The organism is Streptomyces sp. NPDC000410 (assembly GCF_040300305.1).
Taxonomy (GTDB): Bacteria; Actinomycetota; Actinomycetes; order Streptomycetales; family Streptomycetaceae; genus Streptomyces.
This window is the reverse complement of record NZ_JBEPDM010000046.1, coordinates 36291-55359: the sequence shown is the minus strand read 5'-3', so window position 1 is coordinate 55359 and position 19069 is coordinate 36291. Positions and strand designations below refer to the sequence as shown.

The 19069-nt window shown below is 71.2% G+C and carries 15 protein-coding genes; 7 read left to right on the top strand and 8 right to left on the bottom strand.

Annotated elements, in window-relative coordinates; translation table 11 throughout:
* Window positions 1-445: 445 nt before the first annotated feature.
* Together ABT342_RS30915 and ptsP are read left to right on the top strand one after the other, a co-directional pair.
* Window positions 446-895, top strand: coding sequence for a PTS sugar transporter subunit IIA (locus ABT342_RS30915; RefSeq protein ID WP_351581185.1), 450 nt, complete (start codon window positions 446-448; stop codon window positions 893-895).
* Window positions 896-972: 77 nt separating this feature from the next.
* Window positions 973-2643 carry a phosphoenolpyruvate--protein phosphotransferase gene (gene ptsP, locus ABT342_RS30910; RefSeq protein WP_351581183.1) on the top strand — a complete coding sequence of 557 codons (1671 nt, stop codon included), beginning with the start codon at window positions 973-975 and terminating at the stop codon, window positions 2641-2643.
* Window positions 2644-2697: 54 nt separating this feature from the next.
* On the opposite strand, the gene ABT342_RS30905 is transcribed toward ptsP, so the two are convergent.
* On the bottom strand, window positions 2698-3594 hold the full coding sequence (locus tag ABT342_RS30905) for a DUF8829 domain-containing protein (RefSeq protein ID WP_351581181.1): 897 nt from the start codon (window positions 3592-3594) through the stop codon (window positions 2698-2700).
* An 87-nt stretch (window positions 3595-3681) separates the two neighbouring features.
* Window positions 3682-5649, bottom strand: coding sequence for an acetoacetate--CoA ligase (locus ABT342_RS30900; RefSeq protein WP_351581179.1), 1968 nt, complete (start codon window positions 5647-5649; stop codon window positions 3682-3684).
* A gap of 240 nt (window positions 5650-5889) precedes the next feature.
* On the opposite strand from ABT342_RS30900, the gene ABT342_RS30895 reads away from it, so the two are divergent.
* Complete coding sequence (locus ABT342_RS30895) at window positions 5890-8241, top strand: glycoside hydrolase family 31 protein (protein WP_351581177.1); 2352 nt, start codon at window positions 5890-5892, stop codon at window positions 8239-8241.
* Window positions 8242-8406: 165 nt separating this feature from the next.
* On the opposite strand, the gene ABT342_RS30890 is transcribed toward ABT342_RS30895, so the two are convergent.
* Both ABT342_RS30890 and ABT342_RS30885 read right to left on the bottom strand, forming a co-directional pair.
* Entirely contained in the window at window positions 8407-8919 is a 513-nt protein-coding gene (locus ABT342_RS30890; RefSeq protein WP_351581175.1) for an NUDIX domain-containing protein, read from the bottom strand.
* A gap of 64 nt (window positions 8920-8983) precedes the next feature.
* Entirely contained in the window at window positions 8984-9787 is an 804-nt protein-coding gene (locus ABT342_RS30885) for a M15 family metallopeptidase (RefSeq protein ID WP_351581173.1), read from the bottom strand.
* Between the two features lie 179 nt (window positions 9788-9966).
* Between ABT342_RS30885 and ABT342_RS30880 the strand changes: the two genes are divergently transcribed.
* From ABT342_RS30880 to glpK, 4 genes are all read left to right on the top strand, one after another.
* A complete protein-coding gene (locus ABT342_RS30880) occupies window positions 9967-10431 on the top strand; it encodes a Zn-ribbon domain-containing OB-fold protein (protein ID WP_351581171.1) in 465 nt (154 codons plus the stop codon).
* Entirely contained in the window at window positions 10428-11618 is a 1191-nt protein-coding gene (locus ABT342_RS30875) for a lipid-transfer protein (protein WP_351581169.1), read from the top strand. Before ABT342_RS30880 ends, ABT342_RS30875 begins: the two co-directional genes overlap by 4 nt.
* A gap of 309 nt (window positions 11619-11927) precedes the next feature.
* Window positions 11928-12689 (top strand): MIP/aquaporin family protein, encoded by a 762-nt coding sequence (locus tag ABT342_RS30870; RefSeq protein WP_351581167.1) that lies wholly within the window; start codon window positions 11928-11930, stop codon window positions 12687-12689.
* Between the two features lie 114 nt (window positions 12690-12803).
* A complete protein-coding gene (gene glpK, locus ABT342_RS30865; RefSeq protein ID WP_351581165.1) occupies window positions 12804-14318 on the top strand; it encodes a glycerol kinase GlpK in 1515 nt (504 codons plus the stop codon).
* A 65-nt stretch (window positions 14319-14383) separates the two neighbouring features.
* Here glpK and ABT342_RS30860 read toward each other — a convergent pair whose 3' ends face one another.
* Genes ABT342_RS30860 through ABT342_RS30845 form a run of 4 tightly spaced genes read right to left on the bottom strand, consistent with a single transcriptional unit; the run spans window position 14384 to window position 18669 of the window.
* Window positions 14384-14992 carry a GTP-binding protein gene (locus ABT342_RS30860; RefSeq protein WP_351581163.1) on the bottom strand — a complete coding sequence of 203 codons (609 nt, stop codon included), beginning with the start codon at window positions 14990-14992 and terminating at the stop codon, window positions 14384-14386.
* Window positions 14973-15395 carry a DUF742 domain-containing protein gene (locus ABT342_RS30855; protein WP_351581161.1) on the bottom strand — a complete coding sequence of 141 codons (423 nt, stop codon included), beginning with the start codon at window positions 15393-15395 and terminating at the stop codon, window positions 14973-14975. Before ABT342_RS30855 ends, ABT342_RS30860 begins: the two co-directional genes overlap by 20 nt.
* Window positions 15396-15406: 11 nt before the next feature.
* The gene (locus tag ABT342_RS30850; protein ID WP_351581159.1) at window positions 15407-15841 is read right to left on the bottom strand and encodes a roadblock/LC7 domain-containing protein; all 435 of its coding nucleotides are present in this window, start codon (window positions 15839-15841) and stop codon (window positions 15407-15409) included.
* Window positions 15838-18669 carry a sensor histidine kinase gene (locus ABT342_RS30845; protein WP_351581157.1) on the bottom strand — a complete coding sequence of 944 codons (2832 nt, stop codon included), beginning with the start codon at window positions 18667-18669 and terminating at the stop codon, window positions 15838-15840. Before ABT342_RS30845 ends, ABT342_RS30850 begins: the two co-directional genes overlap by 4 nt.
* Window positions 18670-19069 lie beyond the last annotated feature (400 nt).

The following is a 19069-nucleotide window of genomic DNA, read 5'->3' as shown; positions in this document are numbered from 1 at the left end:
GGGCTTTCCTCCGGGCGCTTCCCTTCGGTTTTTCGTGTTTCCAGCTTAGCAGATCCGTTTTCCGTTTCTGCCACCCGCTGGAGCGGGCTGCCGGGAAGTTATTCGCTTTCGCGCTTTCTCTTTCCAGCGGTTCAAACCGTATCAGGCTTTTTCCCGCTTCCTGACCACCCACCCTGCGGCACGCAGAGGTGTAGACCAGTTAGGATCTCGGCTTGATAGGTGCTGCCGAGCTACGACTCAGAGTCGCGTCGTGGCGTCAGGCAGGGGTACGACATTACATGTCGCCCGCAGGTGAGGCAAATCGTTTCCGGTGTGTCCCAGGCCTGCCAACTGGCAGGTTTCGGGCGGAACCGGGACTTCATATGACTTACCCTTCACACCAGCACGCCGTCCGGGACAGGCAGTGACGGCGTCATCTCACTCTCTCCACCCCTGGGAGGCCCCCATGACATCCGTGACGTCGCCGCTGGCCGGCCGTGCCATCGCTCTCGCCGATGTGCCGGATCCCGTGTTCTCCGGAGCGATGGTCGGTCCGGGCACCGCCATCGACCCCGAGCGTGTGGCCTCCGAGGCCGTCTCCCCTGTTGATGGCATCGTTGTCTCTCTGCATCCGCACGCCTTCGTCGTCGTCGACTCCGAAGGGCACGGGGTGCTGACGCATCTCGGGATCGACACGGTGCAGCTCAATGGTGAGGGCTTCGAGCTGCTCATCAACAAGGGGGACACCGTCTCGCGCGGCCAGGCGATCGTGCGGTGGGACCCGGCTGCCGTCGAGGCACAGGGGAAGTCCCCGATCTGCCCCGTCGTGGCGCTCGAGGCCACTGCCGACTCGCTCGGTGACCTCGTCGAGGACGGCGACGTGAAGGCCGGCGACTCTCTCTTCAGCTGGCGGTGACATCTCCGTCGGCAGGACGGGCCAATCGCACATCCATCGCGGTGGTTGGGACCGCCGCACAATCGGAGACGGGTGAAATGGAGACAACGCTGCGAGGCGTCGGCGTGAGCCACGGTGTGGCGATCGGCGAGGTGCGGCACATGGGGACGGCGGTTCTGGAACCGCCGGCCAAGCAGATCCCGGTGGAGGAGGCCGAGCGCGAGCAGGGGCGCGCTCGCCAGGCTGTCGAGGCTGTGGCGGCCGACCTCATCGCGCGCGGCAATCTGGCGGGTGGCGAGGCACAGCACGTGCTCGAGGCGCAGGCCATGATGGCGCAGGATCCGGAGCTCATGGCCGACGTCGAGCGCCGGATCGCTGTGGGGAGTACGGCGGAGCGCGCCGTGTACGACGCGTTCGCCGCGTATCGGGCGCTGCTGGCGGGGGCCGGTGAGTATCTGGCCGGGCGCGTCGCGGACCTCGACGACGTACGGAACCGGATCGTGGCGCGGCTGCTCGGGGTTCCGATGCCGGGGGTGCCGGACAGTGATGAGCCGTATGTGCTGATCGCGCGGGATCTCGCTCCGGCGGACACGGCGCTGCTGGACCCGACCCTAGTGCTCGGGTTCGTCACCGAGGAGGGCGGGCCGACCAGCCACAGCGCGATTCTGGCGCGCGCGCTGGGCGTGCCGGCCGTCGTGGCGCTGCCGGGCGCCTGCGAGCTGGCCGAGGGCACGGTCATCGCTGTCGACGGCAGCACGGGTGAGATCTTCGTCGAGCCGAGCGCGGAGAAGCGCTCCCAGATGGCGAAGGCCGCCGCCGAGCGCAAGGCCGCCCTTGCCTCCGCGAGCGGGCCGGGTGCGACGTCGGACGGGCACAAGGTGCCGCTGCTCGCGAATATCGGCGGTCCTGCGGATGTGGCGGCCGCGGTGGAGGCCGGCGCCGAGGGTGTCGGGCTGTTCCGTACCGAGTTCCTCTTCCTGGACGACAGCACGCGGGCGCCGTCCAAGGACGTACAGGTCGAGGCTTACCGCAAGGTGCTGGAGGCGTTCCCCGAGGGTCGGGTGGTCGTGCGGGTACTGGACGCGGGCGCGGACAAGCCGCTGGACTTCCTTACGCCGGCCGACGAGCCGAACCCGGCACTGGGAGTGCGCGGGCTGCGCACGCTTCTGGATCACCCGGAGGTGCTGCGGACGCAGCTGACCGCGCTGGCAAAGGCAGCGGAGGGGCTGCCGGTGTACCTCGAGGTCATGGCTCCGATGGTGGCGGACCGTACCGACGCCAAGGCGTTCGCGGACGCATGCCGTGAGGCGGGGCTGAACGCGAAGTTCGGCGCGATGGTGGAGATTCCTTCCGCGGCTCTGCGGGCGCGCTCGGTGCTGCAGGAGGTGGAGTTCCTGTCGCTCGGCACGAACGACCTGGCGCAGTACACGTTCGCGGCCGACCGGCAGGTGGGTGCGGTGTCGCGGCTGCAGGACCCGTGGCAACCGGCGCTGCTCGACCTGGTCGCGATGTCGGCGGAGGCGGCCAAGGCCGAGGGCAAGAGTTGCGGGGTGTGCGGTGAGGCGGCGTCCGATCCGCTCCTCGCTTGTGTGCTGACGGGCCTCGGAGTGACCTCCTTGTCCATGGGTGCGGCGTCGATTCCGTACGTACGGGCGACGCTGGCGAAGTACACGCTCGCCCAGTGCGAGCGGGCGGCCTCGGCGGCGCGTGCCGCGGACACCGCCGAAGAGGCACGGGTGGCCGCGCAGGCGGTGCTGTCCGGGGAATGATCTCCGGAGTTCTGCGAAGGGGCTTTCCGCCGAGGTGGCGGAGAGCCCCTTCTGTCAGTGGTGCGGGGCGGGGCCCGGGTCGTTCAGTTCGAAGCCCGCGCGGTATTCGACGTGCGGCTCCGGGGAGAGCGGCTCTCCGGTGTCCGCGTCCGTGCAGTACGCGCTGAAGACCTCCGCTTCGGTGAGGGGCATGAGGCGGCCCTGGTGCAGCCGCCAGCCGTGCAGCCGGTCCGGGGTGCCGGGAGCGCTGCTGCGGAGCACCACTCCCCCGGCGCTTTCGAGGGCGATGCCGACGGCGAGGACCGTCGCGAACTCCGCGCCCTCGGAGGAGTCGAGCGCGGCGGGCGCCGCATCGCCTCCGCACGTCACATGCAGCACGGCGAGGAGCTGTTCGTCGGCGGCGGGGATGCTGCAGACGAGATGGTGTGTGCCGGGGCCGGCGGCTTCGAGGAGACTCAGCAGCAGCTGGGAGGCTCGGTGGAAGGCGGAGCGGCCGACGTCCTCGCCGCAGTCGGCGCACTGGCCGAGGTCGCTGAGGAGCGAGGTCGCGTACTCCCATGTGGCCTGGCGGACGGACCGGTTGATGAGCAGCGGCACCAGGTGGTCGATGGGCTGGCCCGTGTAGGCCACGGTGGCGCCGGCGGCCGCGACTTCCGCGGTGTAGCGGCTGCGGCTGGTGGAGGTGTCGGGGTCGAGTCCGGTCTCGGTGCAGAAGCGGGCGAAGTCCTCCGGGTCGAAGAGGGCGACGGTGGTGTGGCCGCCCTGTGCCGAGAGCGTTCTGAGCAGGCCTTCGACGTGGTGGAGGTAGTCGGGATGGTCGTGGAAGGTGAAGGTGCGGTAGCGGCGCATGGCCGCGAAGTCCTGCTCGTCGACCAGCAGGCCGACGGTGGCCGGGACGTCGCGGCGCAGTGCTCGCCGCATCGTCAGCCGCTTGTTCCTGGTGTGCGCCATGAATCCCCCTGGGTCCCCGTGGCCGCGTGAATCAATGCTCACTCACCGTAACCGAGGGCACTGACAACAGGGGGATTCGCGCCGGTTTCACCGTGTACGGGCGAGCTCCTCGTAGAAGTGGAGCAGGTCGAGGTTGTCGACCGAGCCCGGGTTCACGGCCTTGGCGAGCGGCGTGCCCTGCAGGAGTCGTTTGACGGGGACCTCGATGCGCTTGCCGGTGAGGGTGTGGGGGATGCCCGGGACCTCGATGATGTCGTCGGGTACATGGCGCGGGGAGAGTTCCTCGCGGATGGTGCGGGTGATGCGGGCGCGCAGGGCGTCGTCGAGGGTGGCGCCGGGGGCGAGGTGGACGAAGAGCGGCATCCAGTAGCCGCCGTCCGGTTCTTCGAGGCCGATGACGAGGGACTCGCGGATTTCGGGGAGCCGTTCGACGGCTTCGTAGATGTCGGCGGAGCCCATGCGTACGCCCTGGCGGTTCAGGGTGGAGTCGGAGCGGCCGTGGATGACGACCGAGCCGTGGTCGGTGATCGTGATCCAGTCGCCGTGTCGCCAGACGCCGGGGAACATCTCGAAGTAGCTGTCGCGGTAGCGGCTGCCGTCGGGGTCGTTCCAGAAGTGGATCGGCATGGAGGGCATGGGGTTGGTGACGACGAGTTCGCCGACCTCGCCGATGAGCGGCTTGCCGTGCGGGTCCCAGGCCTGGAGGTCGGTGCCGAGGCAGGGGGCCTGAAGCTCGCCGATGTGGACGGGGAGGGTGGGGACCGCTCCCGCGAAGCAGGAGCACACGTCGGTGCCGCCGCTGACGGAGGCGATCCACAGGTCCTCGCGGACCTCGTCGTGGAGCCAGCGGAAGCCGTCGGGCGGGAGCGGCGAGCCGGTGGTGGCGACGCACTGCACGCGTGAGAGGTCGTGGTCGCGTGCGGGGTGCACATCGGCCTTGCGGCAGGCCATGACGTACGCGGCGGAGGTGCCGAAGAGGGTGGCTCCGGTGCGTTCGGCGATGGCCCACTGGGCGCCCGTCGCGGGGTAGCCGGGGCTGCCGTCGTACAGGATGACGGTGGTGCCCGTGAGCAGGCCGGAGACGAGGAAGTTCCACATCATCCAGCCGGTGGAGGTGTACCAGAAGAAGCGGTCCTCGGGGCCGAGGTCGCAGTGCAGGCCGAGCTGTTTGAGGTGTTCGAGGAGGATGCCGCCCTGGGACTGGACGATGGCCTTGGGGAGGCCGGTGGTCCCGGAGGAGTAGAGGACCCACAGGGGGTGGTCGAACGGGACCTGCTCGAAGACGGGCCGGACGTCCGCGGCGGTGAGATCGGACCAGTCCAGGGTGCCTTCGGGGGCCGGTGTGCCGAGCAGCGGGATGTGGACGACGGCACGCAGGGTGGGCAGTTCGCGGCGGAGTTCGGCGACGACGTCGCGGCGGTCGTGTTCCTTGCCTCCGTAGCGGTAGCCGTCGACGGTGAACAGGACGACGGGTTCGACCTGCTGGAAGCGGTCGAGGACGCTGCGGGCGCCGAAGTCGGGGGCGCAGGAGGTCCAGACGGCGCCCACGGCGGCGGTGGCGAGGAGGGCGGCGACGGCCTGCGGGATGTTGGGCAGGTAGCCGCTGACGCGGTCGCCGGGGCGGACGCCGAGTGCGCGCAGTTCAGCGGCGAGCGCGCCGACCTGGCGGCGGAGCTCCGACCAGCTGATGGGGGTCGGCTCATGTGTCTCGTCCACATGAAGGAGCGCCGGGTCGTGGGGGCGGTCGTCGGCCGCGCGCAGGGCGTGTTCGGCGTAGTTGAGGGTGGCTCCGGGGAACCATTGGGCGCCGGGCATGGTGCGCTCGCCCAGGACGCGCTCGTACGGGGTGGAGAACCGTACGTCGAACCAGTCGGCGACCGCCCGCCAGAAGGTCTCCAGCTCGTCGACGGACCAGCGGTGCAGCGCGGGGTAGCCCCCTTGGGCGGGGGCTCCGTAGCGGTCGGCCGCCCAGGCCTGGAACCGGGTGATCCGGGCGGCGGCGACGCGCTCGGCGTCCGGCTGCCAGAGGGGGGCGGGGTTCGCTGCTGCGGTCATGGGGTGGCTCCCTGGCGCTGTGTGGCACGGTGCGGCTCTACGCATGGTGTGCGTGGGTCCCGCGCACGGGCAGGGGTGTGCGCGTGACGCGGTGGACGCTGACAGGACGATGCCACGTGATCGTCTCTGGCACCAGGGTTGCCCACCCATGGCGGGATGGCTGAATGTGTGCTGCCACCACAGGTGAACGTGAGTTGAACGGATCCCGCCAGGCCCCTGCCGGATGGCAGGGTGAGCAGCATGAACGGTCGTGAGCTGCTGCGCTCGGTGAAGACATTCGGCACGGTGCGGGGGCTGCGCTCGGCACGCTCCGCGTGGCGCCGGCGGCGTACGGACTCATGGGGGCTGCCGCCAAGGGGTGCGGAGCGGGCCCGGGTGCCGGGCCCGGTCGTGAGCGCCGAGCCGCTGCCGGGCGGCGGAACTGTCCGCTTCGCCCGTTCTGAGCTGCTGGTGCGGGTCGCGGCGGGGGGCACCGTCTTCTGGGGGTGGGACGGTGCGGCGCCCGAGCCCTCGTACGCGCTGGCCGGCGACCTGCCGGAGCCCGACCCGCGCGCCGTGCTGGAGCCGGACAAGGACGGCGGCTGGCGCGTGGTGTCGAAGCGGGTGACGGTGACGGTGTCGCGGCACGGCGCCGTCGAGATCCGGACACCTGGCGGGGTCGTCCTGCGCCGGGATCTGCCGCCGCGCTGGTGGGAGCCCGTCGCGGGCGGTCCCGCGCGCTGGCTGCAGCGCAGCGAAGTCGCGGCCGACGCCCGGTTCTTCGGACTCGGCGGGCGGTCGTCGGGGGCGCGCCTGCGGGATGGCACGTACCGGCTGTGGAACACCGATCCACGGGGCTCGTTCGGTCCCGGCGACGATCCTCTGTACATCACGATGCCGGTGCAGCTGGTGGTGGCCGACGCCGGTACGCATCTGGCGTTCCACGACAACTCCTGGGACGGCCGGGTCACCCTGCGCGAGGGCGAGGAGGGCGCGGGGTCCGGTCATGACCGGCCGGGCACCAGCGAGGTCCGTATCGGTGGCGGTCCGCTGCGATGCTGGGTCGTCGTCGGCCCTCCGGCACGCGTCCTGCGCGGCTGGACGGCGCTCACGGGTGCGCCCGCGCTCCCGCCGTCGTGGGCGCTGGGCCCGCAGCACGCGCGCTGGGGTTTCGGCAGCGAGCGGGAGGTACGGCGGGTGGTGGCGGGCTATCGGGAGCGGGGGCTGCCGCTGTCGGCGCTCCATCTCGACATCGACCACTACGACGCGCATCAGGTGTTCACCGTCGACCGCGAGCGCTTCCCCGATCTGCCGGGGCTGGCGAAGGAGCTGCGCGCGGACGGGGTGCGGCTGGTGTCGATCGTCGACCCGGCGGTGAAGGCCGCGCCGGGGAACGCCGTGTACGACAGCGGGGCGCCGGCCGGGATGTTCGTACGGGACGCGCGCGGACGGGATGTGCGTGGTGAGGTGTGGCCGGGTGAGTGCGTGTATCCGGACTTCACCGATCCGCGGGTGCGGGAGTGGTGGGGCGGTCTGTACGAGGAGCGGCTCGCGCAGGGTTTCTCGGGGGTGTGGCACGACATGAACGAGCCGGTGTCGTTCGCCCCGTTCGGCGACATGACGCTTCCCCGCTCGGCCCGGCACTCGCTGGAGGGGCGTGGCGGCGACCACCGCGAGGCCCACAACGTGTACGCGCTGGCGATGGCCCGCGCCGGGTACGAGGGGCTGCGCCGGCTGCGGCCGGACGAGCGGCCGTTCCTGTTCTCGCGCTCCGGGTGGGCGGGGATGCAGCGGTACGGAGGGACGTGGTCCGGCGATGTGTCGACGGGCTGGCCCGGGCTGCGTGCCTCGCTGTCGCTGGTGCTGGGGCTCGGTCTGTGCGGGGTGCCGTACTCGGGCCCGGATGTGGGCGGGTTCGACGGCAGTCCGTCGCCGGAGCTGTTTCTGCGCTGGTTCCAGCTGGGGGCGTATCTGCCGCTGTTCCGTACCCATGCGGCGATCGACGCGGGGCGCAGGGAGCCGTGGGAGTTCGGCCCGCAGGTCCTGGGCCACGCGAAGGCGGCGATGCTCGAACGGGAGCGGCTGCGCCCGTACTTCGTGACGCTCGCACAGCTGGCCCGGCTGACCGGGGCCCCGTACGTGCGGCCGCTGTGGTGGGGCGCGCCGGGTGACCGGGCGCTGCGGGACTGCGAGGACGCGTTCCTGCTGGGAGACGCGCTGCTGGTGGCGCCGGTGATGGAGCGGGGTGCGGACCGGCGGGCGGTGCGGCTGCCGCGCGGGCGGTGGTACGACACCATGTCCGGGGAGGCGTACGAGGGGCCTGGGCAGGTGCTGCTGGACGCGCCTCTGTGTCGGATCCCGGTGCTGGCGCGGGCCGGTGCGGTGATCCCGGTGCGCGACGTGGACGGCGGGATCGAGCTGGAGGTGTGGGCGCCCGCGCGCGGGCGTACCGGCAGCGGGCTGGTGATCGAGGACTCCGACAGCGCGTCGGAGCAGCCGGAGGTGGAGCGGTACACGTCCCGGGCGGCGGGTGACCGGGTGGTGGTGGAGCGGGTGACTCCGGACGGGGTGATGAAGGCGGCGCGTCCGGTGCGGGTCCGGGGGCTGGTCTGAGCTGCCGGGGCGTGCGTGAGCGCCCGTCCGCCCGTTCAGGCGTCCCCGGACGGTTGGCGGGTCACCCGTAGGTGCCCGCCTTCCGGTGCAGGCGTCCTCGGCCTGTTGCCGGGTCACCCGTAGGTGCCCGCCTGCCCGTTCACGCGTAGGTGCCCGTCTGCCCGTTCACGCGTAGTCGCCCGCGAACCATCGCCGTACGGCCTCCGTGTGCAGCGGGAACGCCAGCTCGGCCGGCTCGTGGAGGAGATGCCAGCCCTCGGTCTCGTCGGTGGGCGCGGGGGGCGGGAGGCCGGCCGCCGGGCGCTGCGGGAGCAGTCCGAAGAGGAGCAGGTGGCCGCCGGGTGAGCTGAGCGCGTCGGCGAGCCGCACCTCGTCGTGCGCGGCGTCGATGCCGGTCTCCTCCTTGAGTTCGCGTACGACCGCGTGCCGCCAGTCCTCGGACTGGTCGATGAACCCGCCGGGCAGGGCGATGCCGCCGCGCTGCGGCTCGATGGTGCGGGTGATGACGACGAGACCGGTGCCGAGCGCGGTGTGCGCGGGGAGGAGGGCGACCGCGACGGGAAGGGGGTTGCGGTACGCCGTGTCGCCGCAGGTGGTGCAGGTGCGGGGCCAGCCGGTGGCGCTGGGGTAGCGGGCCCCGCAGCTGGAGCAGTGGGAGTCCTTCACGGGGGCTGTCACACGCGGACTGTACGCGACCGCCGCCCCCGCCGCCCGCCGGTCGGTCGGGTCGGGTCACGTCAGGTCAGGTCAGCGATCTCCGGGAGACCGGGAAGTCGAAGTAGGTGTCGGGGAAGAGCTCCGGCTTGTGGGTGAAGTGCCACCACTCCTCGGGGAGATTGACGAAGCCGACGTCGGCGAGGGTGTTCTTGAGCAGGAGGCGGTTCGCACGCTGAGTGCCCTGTATGCGCGGGTCGTCGGTGTGCGACAGGGTGTCGAAGCAGTCGAATCCCGTGCCCATGTCGACGGAGTTGTCGGGGAAGCGTTCGTTCTGCGGGGCGTAGCAGGGGACGAGCTGCTCGCCGGGGACGTAGGGGCGGGTCTTCTTGGCGGGGAGCTTGACGAGGGTGAGGTCGACGGTGCTGCCGCGGCTGTGGCCGGACTTCTCGGCGATGTAGCCGTCCTCGAACAGTCTCGATTTGTCGACGTGGGGATAGAACTCCCCCTTCATGCGCTCGTCGTCGAGGTCTTTCGCCCAGCGCACGAAGTGATCGACGGCGCGCTGTGGCCGGTAGCAGTCGTAGACCTTCAGCGAGTAGCCCTGGCGCAGCAGCTTCCGCTGGGCCCGGTGGAGGGCCTGGGCGGCCGGCCTGGTCAGGATGCAGACCGGTTGACGGTAGCCGTCGATCGGTTCGCCGATGAAGTTGTGCGGCGTGGTGTAGCGCATCTCCTGAATGATCGTCGGGTCCACGCCGCGCAGCGCGACGAACTCGTCCGGGGCCTTCGGCTGCGGTGTGGCCCCTGCGGGAGCAGGGGACGTGGCGGTGACGGTGAGGAGCGCGGCGGCGGTGAGGGTCAGCGCGCGGAGTGCGGAAGTGAGTCCTCTCATGCGCACCGTCTATCAGCAACGGGTGGCCGGGACCACCCCCGTGGGTTCCGGCCACCCGCTCATTCGTACCGGACGCAGCCGGTCCGTGTCCGGTTCTCGCACCGCCGGAATCTGGTCGCCGGACTTCACCCGTGCCACACTTCTGACGTTCCGTCAGATCTTCCATGGAGGGGCTGGTCATGGCTCGTACGCGGACACCCGTGGTGGCCGGATGGTTCACGGAGGGCACGGACGAGCGGGAGTTCCGGCTGCTGGGCAGCCGCTGCTCGGCCTGCGCCGCGGTCTTCTTCCCGCGCGAGGACACGTTCTGCCGCAACCCCGGCTGCGCGGGCGGAGGCGAGCTCGCGCAGGTGCCGCTGTCGAAGCGCGGCCGCGTCTGGTCCTACACGGACGGGCGCTACCGGCCGCCCGTGCCGTACGTCTCCGACCCGGACGCGCCGTGGGAGCCGTACACCCTCGTCGCCGTCGAGCTGGCCGCCGAGCGGATGGTGGTCCTCGGGCAGGCGGCGCCGGGGGTGGGGGTCGCGGATCTCTCGGTCGGCATGGAGGTGGAAGTGGTGCCGGGGATCCTCAACGAGGACGCGGAGACCGTCTGGGCGACCTGGCACTGGCGGCCGGTCGACGGTGTGGGGGGTGCCGAATGACCGGCGACATCGCGGTCCTCGGTGCTGGGATGCACCCCTGGGGCAAGTGGGGCAGGAGTTTCATCGAGTACGGGACCGTCGCGGCCCGGGCCGCACTCGCCGACGCGGGGATCGGCTGGCAGGACGTGCAGTCGGTGGTCGGCGCGGACACGGTCCGCTGCGGCTATCCGGGGTACGTGGCTGGTGCGACGTTCGCCCAGGCGCTGGGCTGGCAGGGCGCGCGCGTCACGAGCGTCTACGCCGCGTGCGCCTCCGGGGCGCAGGCCGTCAACACCGCCAGGGCGCAGATTCTGGCGGGCATGGCGGATGTGGTGCTGGTGGTCGGCGCCGACTCCGCGCCCAAGGGCTTCTTCGCTCCCGCGGGCGGTGAGCGGCCGGACGACCCGGACTGGCTGCGCTTCCGGGTGCTGGGCGCCACGAACCCGGCGTACTTCGCGCTGTACGCCCGCCGTCGCATGGCCCTGCACGGGGATACGCCCGAGGACTTCGCGCTGGTCAAGGTGAAGAACGCGGCGGCCGGGGCGCTGAACCCGTACGCCCGCTACCGCAAGGCCGTGACCGCCGAGCAGGTCGCCGCCTCCGCCGTGGTCGCCGATCCGCTGCGGCTGCTCGACATCTGCGCCACCTCGGACGGCGCCGCCGCGCTGGTCCTGTCCAGCATGGAGTTCGCGCGACGGCACGGCGCCGCCGATCCGGTGCGTGTGCGCGCGGTGTCGACGGTCACCCCCACCTACCCCAAGGCCGTCCTGGACCTGCCGGACATCGCCACCGACTCGGCGGCCACGGTGGAACCGTCCCCGCTGGGCTTCAGGGCTTCGATCGCGCGCGCGGCGTACGAGGAAGCGGGCATCGGGCCGGAGGATCTGTCGCTCGCCGAGGTGTACGACCTTTCCACTGCGCTGGAGCTGGAGTGGTACGAGGACATCGGACTGTGCGCGGCGGGTGAGGGCGCCAAGCTGGTGCGGGAGGGTGTGACGGCGCTCGGCGGGCGGGTGCCGGTCAACGTGAGTGGCGGGCTCGCGTCGTTCGGGGAGGCGGTTCCGGCGCAGGCGATCGCCCAGGTGTGCGAGCTGACGTGGCAGTTGCGGGGCACGGCGGGCGCGCGGCAGGTGGCCGGAGCGCGGGCCGGGATCACCGCGAACCAAGGGCTGTTCGGTCATGGCTCGGCGGTGGTCGCGGTCCGCTGAGGCGCTGCTCGGTCACGGCCCGGCGGATGCAGCGGTCCGCCGAGGCACTGAGCCCGGCGATGGTCGCGGGCCGCGCCGAGGCGCTGGGCCAGTAGTGGTCGCGGTCCGCCGAGGCGCTGTTCGGCCACGGTGAACTGCGGGTGCTGTCAGTGTCCTTGACGCCCCGGTAGCAGCGGGGAAAACTGCCTCTTCGTCGGCCTCGCGAGTGCCGACGAACGCCGTTGGGGCCTGATCCGCAGGACAGGCCCTCCTCCGGCGCGCACGCTCACCACGCTCGTCATGGGAACCACACCCAGCCCAGGAGCCGCCATGAGCAACGCAGACATCTTCCTCGGTGAGTTCATCGGCACGGCGATACTGATCCTCTTCGGCGCGGGCGTCTGCGCCGCCGTCACGCTCCACCACTCGAAGGCAAGAGCCTCCGGCTGGGTCGTCATCGCCTTCGGGTGGGGCTTCGGAGTGCTGGCAGGGGCGTACACCGCGGCGCCGCTGTCCGGTGGCCATCTCAATCCGGCCGTGACCGTGGGCGTCGCCGTCGACACCGGCCAATGGGACAAGGTCCCGCTGTACGTGCTCGCGCAGATGGCCGGCGCGGTCCTCGGAGCCGTACTGGCCTGGCTGGTCTACTACGCGCAGTTCCGGGCGAACGCCGACGGGAAGAACGCCCAGCCCACGCTCGGGGTCTTCGCCACCGCCCCGGAGATCCGCAGTCCGGTCGCCAACCTCGTCACGGAGATCATCGCGACGACGGGTCTCGTCCTGCCCATCCTGGCCTTCGGACGGAACGCGGGGATCGGCGTCGGCCCCGTCCCGGGTGAGCAGGCCGGGATCTACGGCTCCGGGATCTCGATCCTGCTGGTGTCGCTGCTGGTCGTCGGCATCGGTCTGTCGCTCGGCGGACCGACCGGTTACGCCATCAACCCCGCGCGGGACCTAGGGCCCCGGCTCACCCACGCCGTTCTGCCCATCCCCAACAAGGGCACGTCGGACTGGGGATACGCCTGGATTCCGGTGGTGGGGCCGCTGGTGGGCGGTCTGCTCTCGGGGCTGATCTTCAACGCCGTGTTCTGACCGAACCGGGGCTGCCCCCCGGACCCGAGAGGGTGCACGTGGGCGCTGACGCCCCCACGCTCCCTCCACACAGCTCCCACGCAGCTCCCACTCAGCTTCCGACAAGGGGACGTCATGACGGACACCTCCCAGAAGTACGTCGCCGCGATCGACCAGGGCACCACGTCGAGCCGCTGCATCATCTTCGACCAGGACGGTGCGATCGTCGCCGTCGACCAGCGCGAACACCGTCAGATCTTCCCCAGGCCAGGCTGGGTGGAGCACGACGCCACCGAGATCTGGTCCAAGGTCCAGGCCGTGGTGGCGGGCGCGCTCGCGGGCGCCGGGCTGCGCGCCGACCAGCTCAGCGCGCTCGGCATCACCAACCAGCGTGAGACGACGGTGATGTGGGACCGGGCGACCGGGAAGCCCGTGCACAACGCGATCGTCTGGCAGGACACCCGTACGGCGGCGCTGTGCGCCGAACTCGGCGGCGCCGACGGACAGGACCGGTTCCGCGAGGCGACCGGACTGCCGCTCGCCAGCTACTTCTCCGGTCCCAAGGCGGCCTGGCTGCTGGAGAACGTACCCGGGCTGCGTGCCCGGGCCGAGCGCGGCGAGATCGCGTTCGGCACGATCGACTCCTGGCTGGTCTGGAACCTCACGGGCGGCACGGACGGCGGTGTCCACGTCACCGACGTCACCAACGCCTCGCGCACCATGCTGATGAATCTGGAGACCCTGCGGTGGGACTCCTCGATCCTCTCGGCGATGAACATTCCCGAGGCGGTGCTCCCTGAGATCAGGTCGTCGGCCGAGGTGTACGGGACGGCCGCAGGCCAGCTCGGCGGGGTGCCGGTCGCCTCCGCGCTCGGCGACCAGCAGGCGGCGGTGTTCGGCCAGGCCTGTTACGACACCGGCACGGCGAAGAACACGTACGGGACGGGCAGTTTCCTGCTGCTCAATACGGGGAGCAGGCCCGTGCCGTCGAAGAGCGGGCTGATCACCACCGTCGGCTACAAGATCGGAGACGCCGCTCCCGTCTACTGCCTGGAGGGGTCGATCGCGATCACCGGAGCCCTGGTGCAGTGGTTCCGCGACCAGCTCGGGATCATCCGCAGCGCGGGTGAGATCGAGACCCTGGCGGCGAGCGTCGACGACAACGGCGGCGCGTACATCGTGCCCGCCTTCTCCGGTCTGTACGCACCGTACTGGCGCGCCGACGCCCGCGGGGTCATCACCGGACTGACCAGGTACGTCACCAAGGCGCATCTGGCGCGCGCCGTGCTGGAGGCGACGAGCTGGCAGACGCGCGAGGTCGTCGACGCGATGTACCAGGACTCGGGCGTGCCGATCACCACGCTCAAGGTCGACGGCGGGATGACCGCGAACCAGCTGCTGATGCAGCATCAGGCGGACGTACTGGGGGTGCCGGTGATCCGTCCGAAGGTCGCCGAGACGACCTGCCTGGGCGCGGCGTACGCCGCGGGTCTGGCCACCGGTGTCTGGGGCGGCCTGGACGAGCTGAAGGCGCACTGGCAGCGCGACGCGGAGTGGTCGCCGCGGATGGCCGCCGAGGACCGTGAGCGCGAGTACGACAACTGGCGCAAGGCGGTGGAGCGCAGCTTCGACTGGGAGGACCGGGCGTAGGACGTGCGGTCTCACCGGCCGCGGCCCGTACCCCTGTCGGTGGGGGTACGGGCCGTGTCCCGGTCTCAGGTCGAGATGGGCTCGCGCTCCCGGGTGGAGCGGACCAGGGCGTGCTCGACGACCGCCACCAGCACCGCCTTGACCGACTCGCGGTCGCGCGCGTCGCACATCATCACCGGCACCTCGGGGTCCACGTCGAGCGCGGCGCGCACCGTGTCGGCCGGGAAGCGGTCGGCGCCCTCGAAGCAGTTGACGCCGATGGTGAAGGGAATCCCGCGGCGTTCGAAGTAGTCGATGGCCGCGAACGAGTCCTCCAGGCGGCGGGTGTCGGCGAGGACCACCGCGCCGAGAGCCCCCTGGGCCAGCTCGTCCCAGAGGAACCAGAACCGGTCCTGGCCGGGGGTACCGAAGAGATAGAGCACCAGGTCCTCGCGCAGGGTGATCCGGCCGAAGTCCATGGCGACGGTGGTGGTGCTCTTGGACTCGACCCCTTCGATGTTGTCGACGGGGCGGCCGGCCTCGCTGAGGGTCTCCTCCGTGCGCAGGGGTTTGATCTCGCTGACGGCGCCTACGAGGGTCGTCTTGCCGACCCCGAAGCCGCCCGCCACCAGGATCTTCAGTGTCACCGGCTCGACCGGCCGCCGCGCGGCGCGGCTAGAGCGCCCGAAGACCATTGATCACCTCGCGGAGAATGCTCACGTCCGGCAGCTCGGCCGGCGGAACGGGACGGGTTACGTGGACCAGTTCGTCCTCGACGAGGTCGCCCACGAGGACCCGGACCACCCCTACGGGCAGGTCCAGTCCGGCGGCGAGCTCGGCGATCGACTGGGGAATGGTGCTACAGCGTTCAACGATCTCGACGTGCTCGGGTGCGAGCAGCTGGTCCCGGCCGGGGTCGTCGGCGGCCGGTTCCGGGACGACCAGAGCGATCAGGTCGAGCCGGTGCCGGGTCGCGGTGCTCGTACGACCGCGGGTCATCGCGTACGGACGGACCACCGGCCCGGCGTCGTCGTCGAACCAGTGGTGCGCCTGCCGGGCTTCCTGGATCTGTTGAGCCTGCTGTCCGGGGTCACTCATGCCATCCCCACTCACCCTCCGGCGGTCAGGCCGGCCCGGGGTGCGGTGGCGAGGTGGGCCCCCACCCGCTTGACCATCAGGGTCATCTCGTAGGCGACCTGGCCGACGTCGGAGTCGGCGTCGGACAGCACGGCGAGGCAGCTGCCGTCGCCCGCCGCGGTGACGAAGAGGAAGGCGTCGTCGAGCTCCACGACGGTCTGCCGGACCCGGCCCGCGTCGAAGTGGCGGCCCACGCCCTTGGCGAGGCTGTGGAACCCGGAGGCGACGGCGGCGAGGTGCTCGCTGTCCTCACGGGTGAGGTCCCTGGACGCTCCCGTCGCGAGGCCGTCGCCGGACAGCACGAGTGCCTTGCGGATCGAGCCGACCCGGTCGACCAGTTCGTCGAGGAGCCAGTTGAGCTCGCCGCTTCTGGTGGTGTCGGTTACTGCGGCGTTCGGTGCGGTCATCGACCGTCCCCCTCCGATGTCGTTCCCTGTGCTGCTTCGCCAAGGCCAGTCTCGTCCTCGGCGTTGTGCCGACGTCCGCGCTGCCAGCCGCGTTGCAGCGAGGCCATGCGGTCGCGTACTTCGTCCGCGTCCCGTCCGGTGTCCGGCTCGCCGGCCGGTGCGCCGTGCGCTCCGGCGGACCCGCCGCCGGACTGGTCGCGCAGCTGCGGCACGAGGCTCGCCTGGCGCACGCGCCGGGGCAGGCCCCCGATCGTCCGCGCGGGCGGAGCCTGGGCGGTGGCGTTGTCCAGTGCCTGCTCCGGGGTTGCTGCGGGCCGGGCGGCCTGTGGCCCGTCCGGGACGGGGCCGAGCCGGGACGGCACGGCGGACCGTGCACCGCTGAAGGGCGGCGGGCCGGTGGTCGTGGCGGGCAGCGGCCCCCGGCCGACGGGCCTCGGACCCGTACGCTCGGTCGTCGCATCCGCGCCCTGGACGGGGGCGGGATGGGATCGGCCGGGCTCGTCCACGCGACGGCCGTGGTCGGTGACCAGTGTCGGCGGCTTGCGGCGGGGCAGCGGGATGGGGCCGGTCGGGCGGGGTCCGCCGCGCGGCTGGTCGGGCGTCTGGTCCGTGGCCTGCTGGTGCTGCTCGTCGGCGGACGGGCGCATGAAGTCCCGGGCCCGGAACAGCCCGCCCCGCTCGCTCTCCGTGTCCTCGATGTCGGCGATGGGGTCGAGGGTGTCGAGGGAGCCGAGCGCCGGCCGGTCCTCGAAGCCCAGGGCGCCGACGGGGGCCTCCAGTTCGATGGGGCCGTCGAGCACCGAGGGACCGGTCAGCCCGGTGGGCACCTGGGAGAGCGCCGCGAGCGTGCCGCTGTCGGTGCGGCGCCGACCGCCCTCCCGGTCCCTGTCCGGCGTGCCGTTCTTGCGGTCGAGCCGGAAGCCGGTGCCCTCGGTCTCGGGGGCGTCGGTGAGGAGCGTGGCCGGGATGAAGACGACCGCGGTGGTCCCTCCGTACGGCGACTGCTGCAGCGAGACCCGCACGTTCTGCCGCTGGGCGAGCCGGCTGACGACGAACAGGCCGAGCCGGTCGGTGTCGGAGAGCTCGAACTCGGGGGTCTCGGCGAGCCGGAGGTTGGCGTCGAGCAGCGCCTCGGCCGGCATGCCGAGGCCGCGGTCGTGGATCTCCAGGGTGAAGCCGTTGGCGACCCGCTCGCCGTGCACCTGGACACCGGTGTGCGGCGGCGAGTACACCGTGGCGTTCTCCAGCAGTTCGGCGATGAGGTGGGTGAGGTCAGCGACGGCCGGGCCGCCCACGCCGATCCGCGGCAGTCGCCGCACCTCGATCCGCTCGTAGTCCTCGACCTCGGCGACGGCTGCCCGTACGACGTCCATCAGCTGGACCGGCTTGCGCCACTGCCGGGAGGGAGCGGCGCCGGAGAGGATCACGAGGCCCTCGGCGTGGCGGCGCATACGGGTCGTGAGGTGGTCGAGGCGGAAGAGGTCCGCGAGCTCCTCGGTGTCCTCCGTGCGCCGCTCCATCGTGTCGAGGAGGGTGAGCTGACGGTGGAGCAGGACCTGGTTGCGGCGGGCGAGGTTGACGAAGACCTCGGAGACGCCGCGGCGCATGTCGGCCTGCTTGACGGCGGCCTCGACGGCGGCCCGCTGGAGGGTGTTGAGGGCCTGGCCGACCTGGCCGACCTCGTCCTTCTCGTAGTCGAGGTGCGGCGCCTCGGTCTCGACGTCGACCTGCTCACCCGCGGCGAGCCTGCGCATCACGCTGGGCAGGCGGACACCGGAGACCTCGTGGGCCTCCTTGCGCAGCCGGGACAGCGAGCGGACCAGGTCGCGGCCGATGCGTACCGACACGACGACGGAGACCAGGAGCGCCAGGAAGCCGAGCACACCGGCGACTCCGGCCCTGATGAGGACGCTGTACGCGGCCGGCTCGACGCGGGCCGTGTAGCGGTTGCCCGCGTCGCTGGCCATGCGGCCGAGGTCGTCCAGGACGGGCGTGGCGAGTTCCTGCCAGCGCTCGGCGTCGACGGCCCGCGGGTTCTTCCCGGCACCGTCGGCGATCAGGTCTTCCTCGGCCTCGCGCAGGGGCGCGGTGTCAGGGCTGCCCCAGTACCGCTCAAGGATCCGCCGCTCCTCGGCGGGCAGGACTTCGAGGTTGATCTCGTACATCAGTTTGCGGCTGGCCGCGAGATCGGAGACGGCGCGGATCTCCTCGGCGGTGATCTTGCGTGTGATCAGCGCGGAGGTCACCAGGGCGTCCTCGCGGGAGAGCATTTCGCGGGCGCGGATGGTACCGATCAGGGCCCGGCCCTGGTTGTCGACGCCCTCCAGGGTGTGGAGCGAGGACAGGAAGCCGTAGCAGGGGTCGACGAGCCCGCTGTAGAAGTCGAGTGCCTGGGCGCGGGTGATGTCGCGCTGATCGACGCTGAGGCGCAGCGATTCGAGCCCGTCGAGGGCTTCGACGATCGCGTTGAGACGCTGTGCCGAGTCCGCCGGGATGGCGTCGCGAAGGTCGGAGTCCTGGGCGGCCACGCGGATTTCGGCCAGGGCCTTGTCCGTCTCCGCGCGATGGCGGCGCAGGGTGGCGGGCGCGTCGGACGCGCGCGGATCCGCGAGATAGACCAAAGTCTGGCGGCGTTCCTTCTGGATGACACGGGCCGCGTGATCGAGGGGGTAGCCGACCCTCTCGACGACATAACTGACGTCCAGGAGTTGTTTGGCCTCCCGGCCGGTGAGCGCGGTCGCGAAGCCCCACAGCGCGGTGAGGGACACGAGTGGCACCAGCAGCAACGCCACGATCTTCCGGCGGATGGACTTCCCGCGAAAGCGCATGGCCTCCCCCAGCTCGACCTCCCGCCGTTGCGGGTGGTGATTCCCGGTACGTGATCTGTCGTACGTGATCGGTCGTGCGTGATCGGTCGTGCGCGATCTGCCGTACGTGTTACGTGTGGTCTGTTGTGCGTGTGGTCTGTTGTGCGTGTGGTCTGTTGTGCGTGTGGTCTGTTGTGCGTGTGATCTGTGTTGCGTGTGTCGGGTCTTGCATGTGACGCGTTCTTGCTCCCTGCGTCAACAAACGGCGTGAGCCTACTACTGACGCGCCGACAACTCGAAGGCACGTCCGGACGATTTTCAGCCGCGGCCGGTTGCGTTGATCATGAGTTGTCCTGGTATTCGGGGAGTTGGAACTCGGCACTGTGGCCGAGGACACCTGGCAGGACCCCGCTTTCGATTC

Bases quoted from the DNA above. Each gene is read 5' to 3' on its own strand.
- ABT342_RS30905 (WP_351581181.1), bottom strand. From the start codon at position 3,594: ATGGCGCACACCAGGAACAAGCGGCTGACGATGCGGCGAGCACTGCGC.
- ABT342_RS30895 (WP_351581177.1), top strand. From the start codon at position 5,890: ATGAACGGTCGTGAGCTGCTGCGCTCGGTGAAGACATTCGGCACGGTG.
- ABT342_RS30860 (WP_351581163.1), bottom strand. From the start codon at position 14,992: ATGGTCTTCGGGCGCTCTAGCCGCGCCGCGCGGCGGCCGGTCGAGCCG.
- glpK (WP_351581165.1), top strand. From the start codon at position 12,804: ATGACGGACACCTCCCAGAAGTACGTCGCCGCGATCGACCAGGGCACC.
- ptsP (WP_351581183.1), top strand. From the start codon at position 973: ATGGAGACAACGCTGCGAGGCGTCGGCGTGAGCCACGGTGTGGCGATC.
- ABT342_RS30875 (WP_351581169.1), top strand. From the start codon at position 10,428: ATGACCGGCGACATCGCGGTCCTCGGTGCTGGGATGCACCCCTGGGGC.
- ABT342_RS30915 (WP_351581185.1), top strand. From the start codon at position 446: ATGACATCCGTGACGTCGCCGCTGGCCGGCCGTGCCATCGCTCTCGCC.
- ABT342_RS30885 (WP_351581173.1), bottom strand. From the start codon at position 9,787: ATGAGAGGACTCACTTCCGCACTCCGCGCGCTGACCCTCACCGCCGCC.
- ABT342_RS30900 (WP_351581179.1), bottom strand. From the start codon at position 5,649: ATGACCGCAGCAGCGAACCCCGCCCCCCTCTGGCAGCCGGACGCCGAG.
- ABT342_RS30880 (WP_351581171.1), top strand. From the start codon at position 9,967: ATGGCTCGTACGCGGACACCCGTGGTGGCCGGATGGTTCACGGAGGGC.
- ABT342_RS30845 (WP_351581157.1), bottom strand. From the start codon at position 18,669: ATGCGCTTTCGCGGGAAGTCCATCCGCCGGAAGATCGTGGCGTTGCTG.
- ABT342_RS30870 (WP_351581167.1), top strand. From the start codon at position 11,928: ATGAGCAACGCAGACATCTTCCTCGGTGAGTTCATCGGCACGGCGATA.
- ABT342_RS30850 (WP_351581159.1), bottom strand. From the start codon at position 15,841: ATGACCGCACCGAACGCCGCAGTAACCGACACCACCAGAAGCGGCGAG.
- ABT342_RS30855 (WP_351581161.1), bottom strand. From the start codon at position 15,395: ATGAGTGACCCCGGACAGCAGGCTCAACAGATCCAGGAAGCCCGGCAG.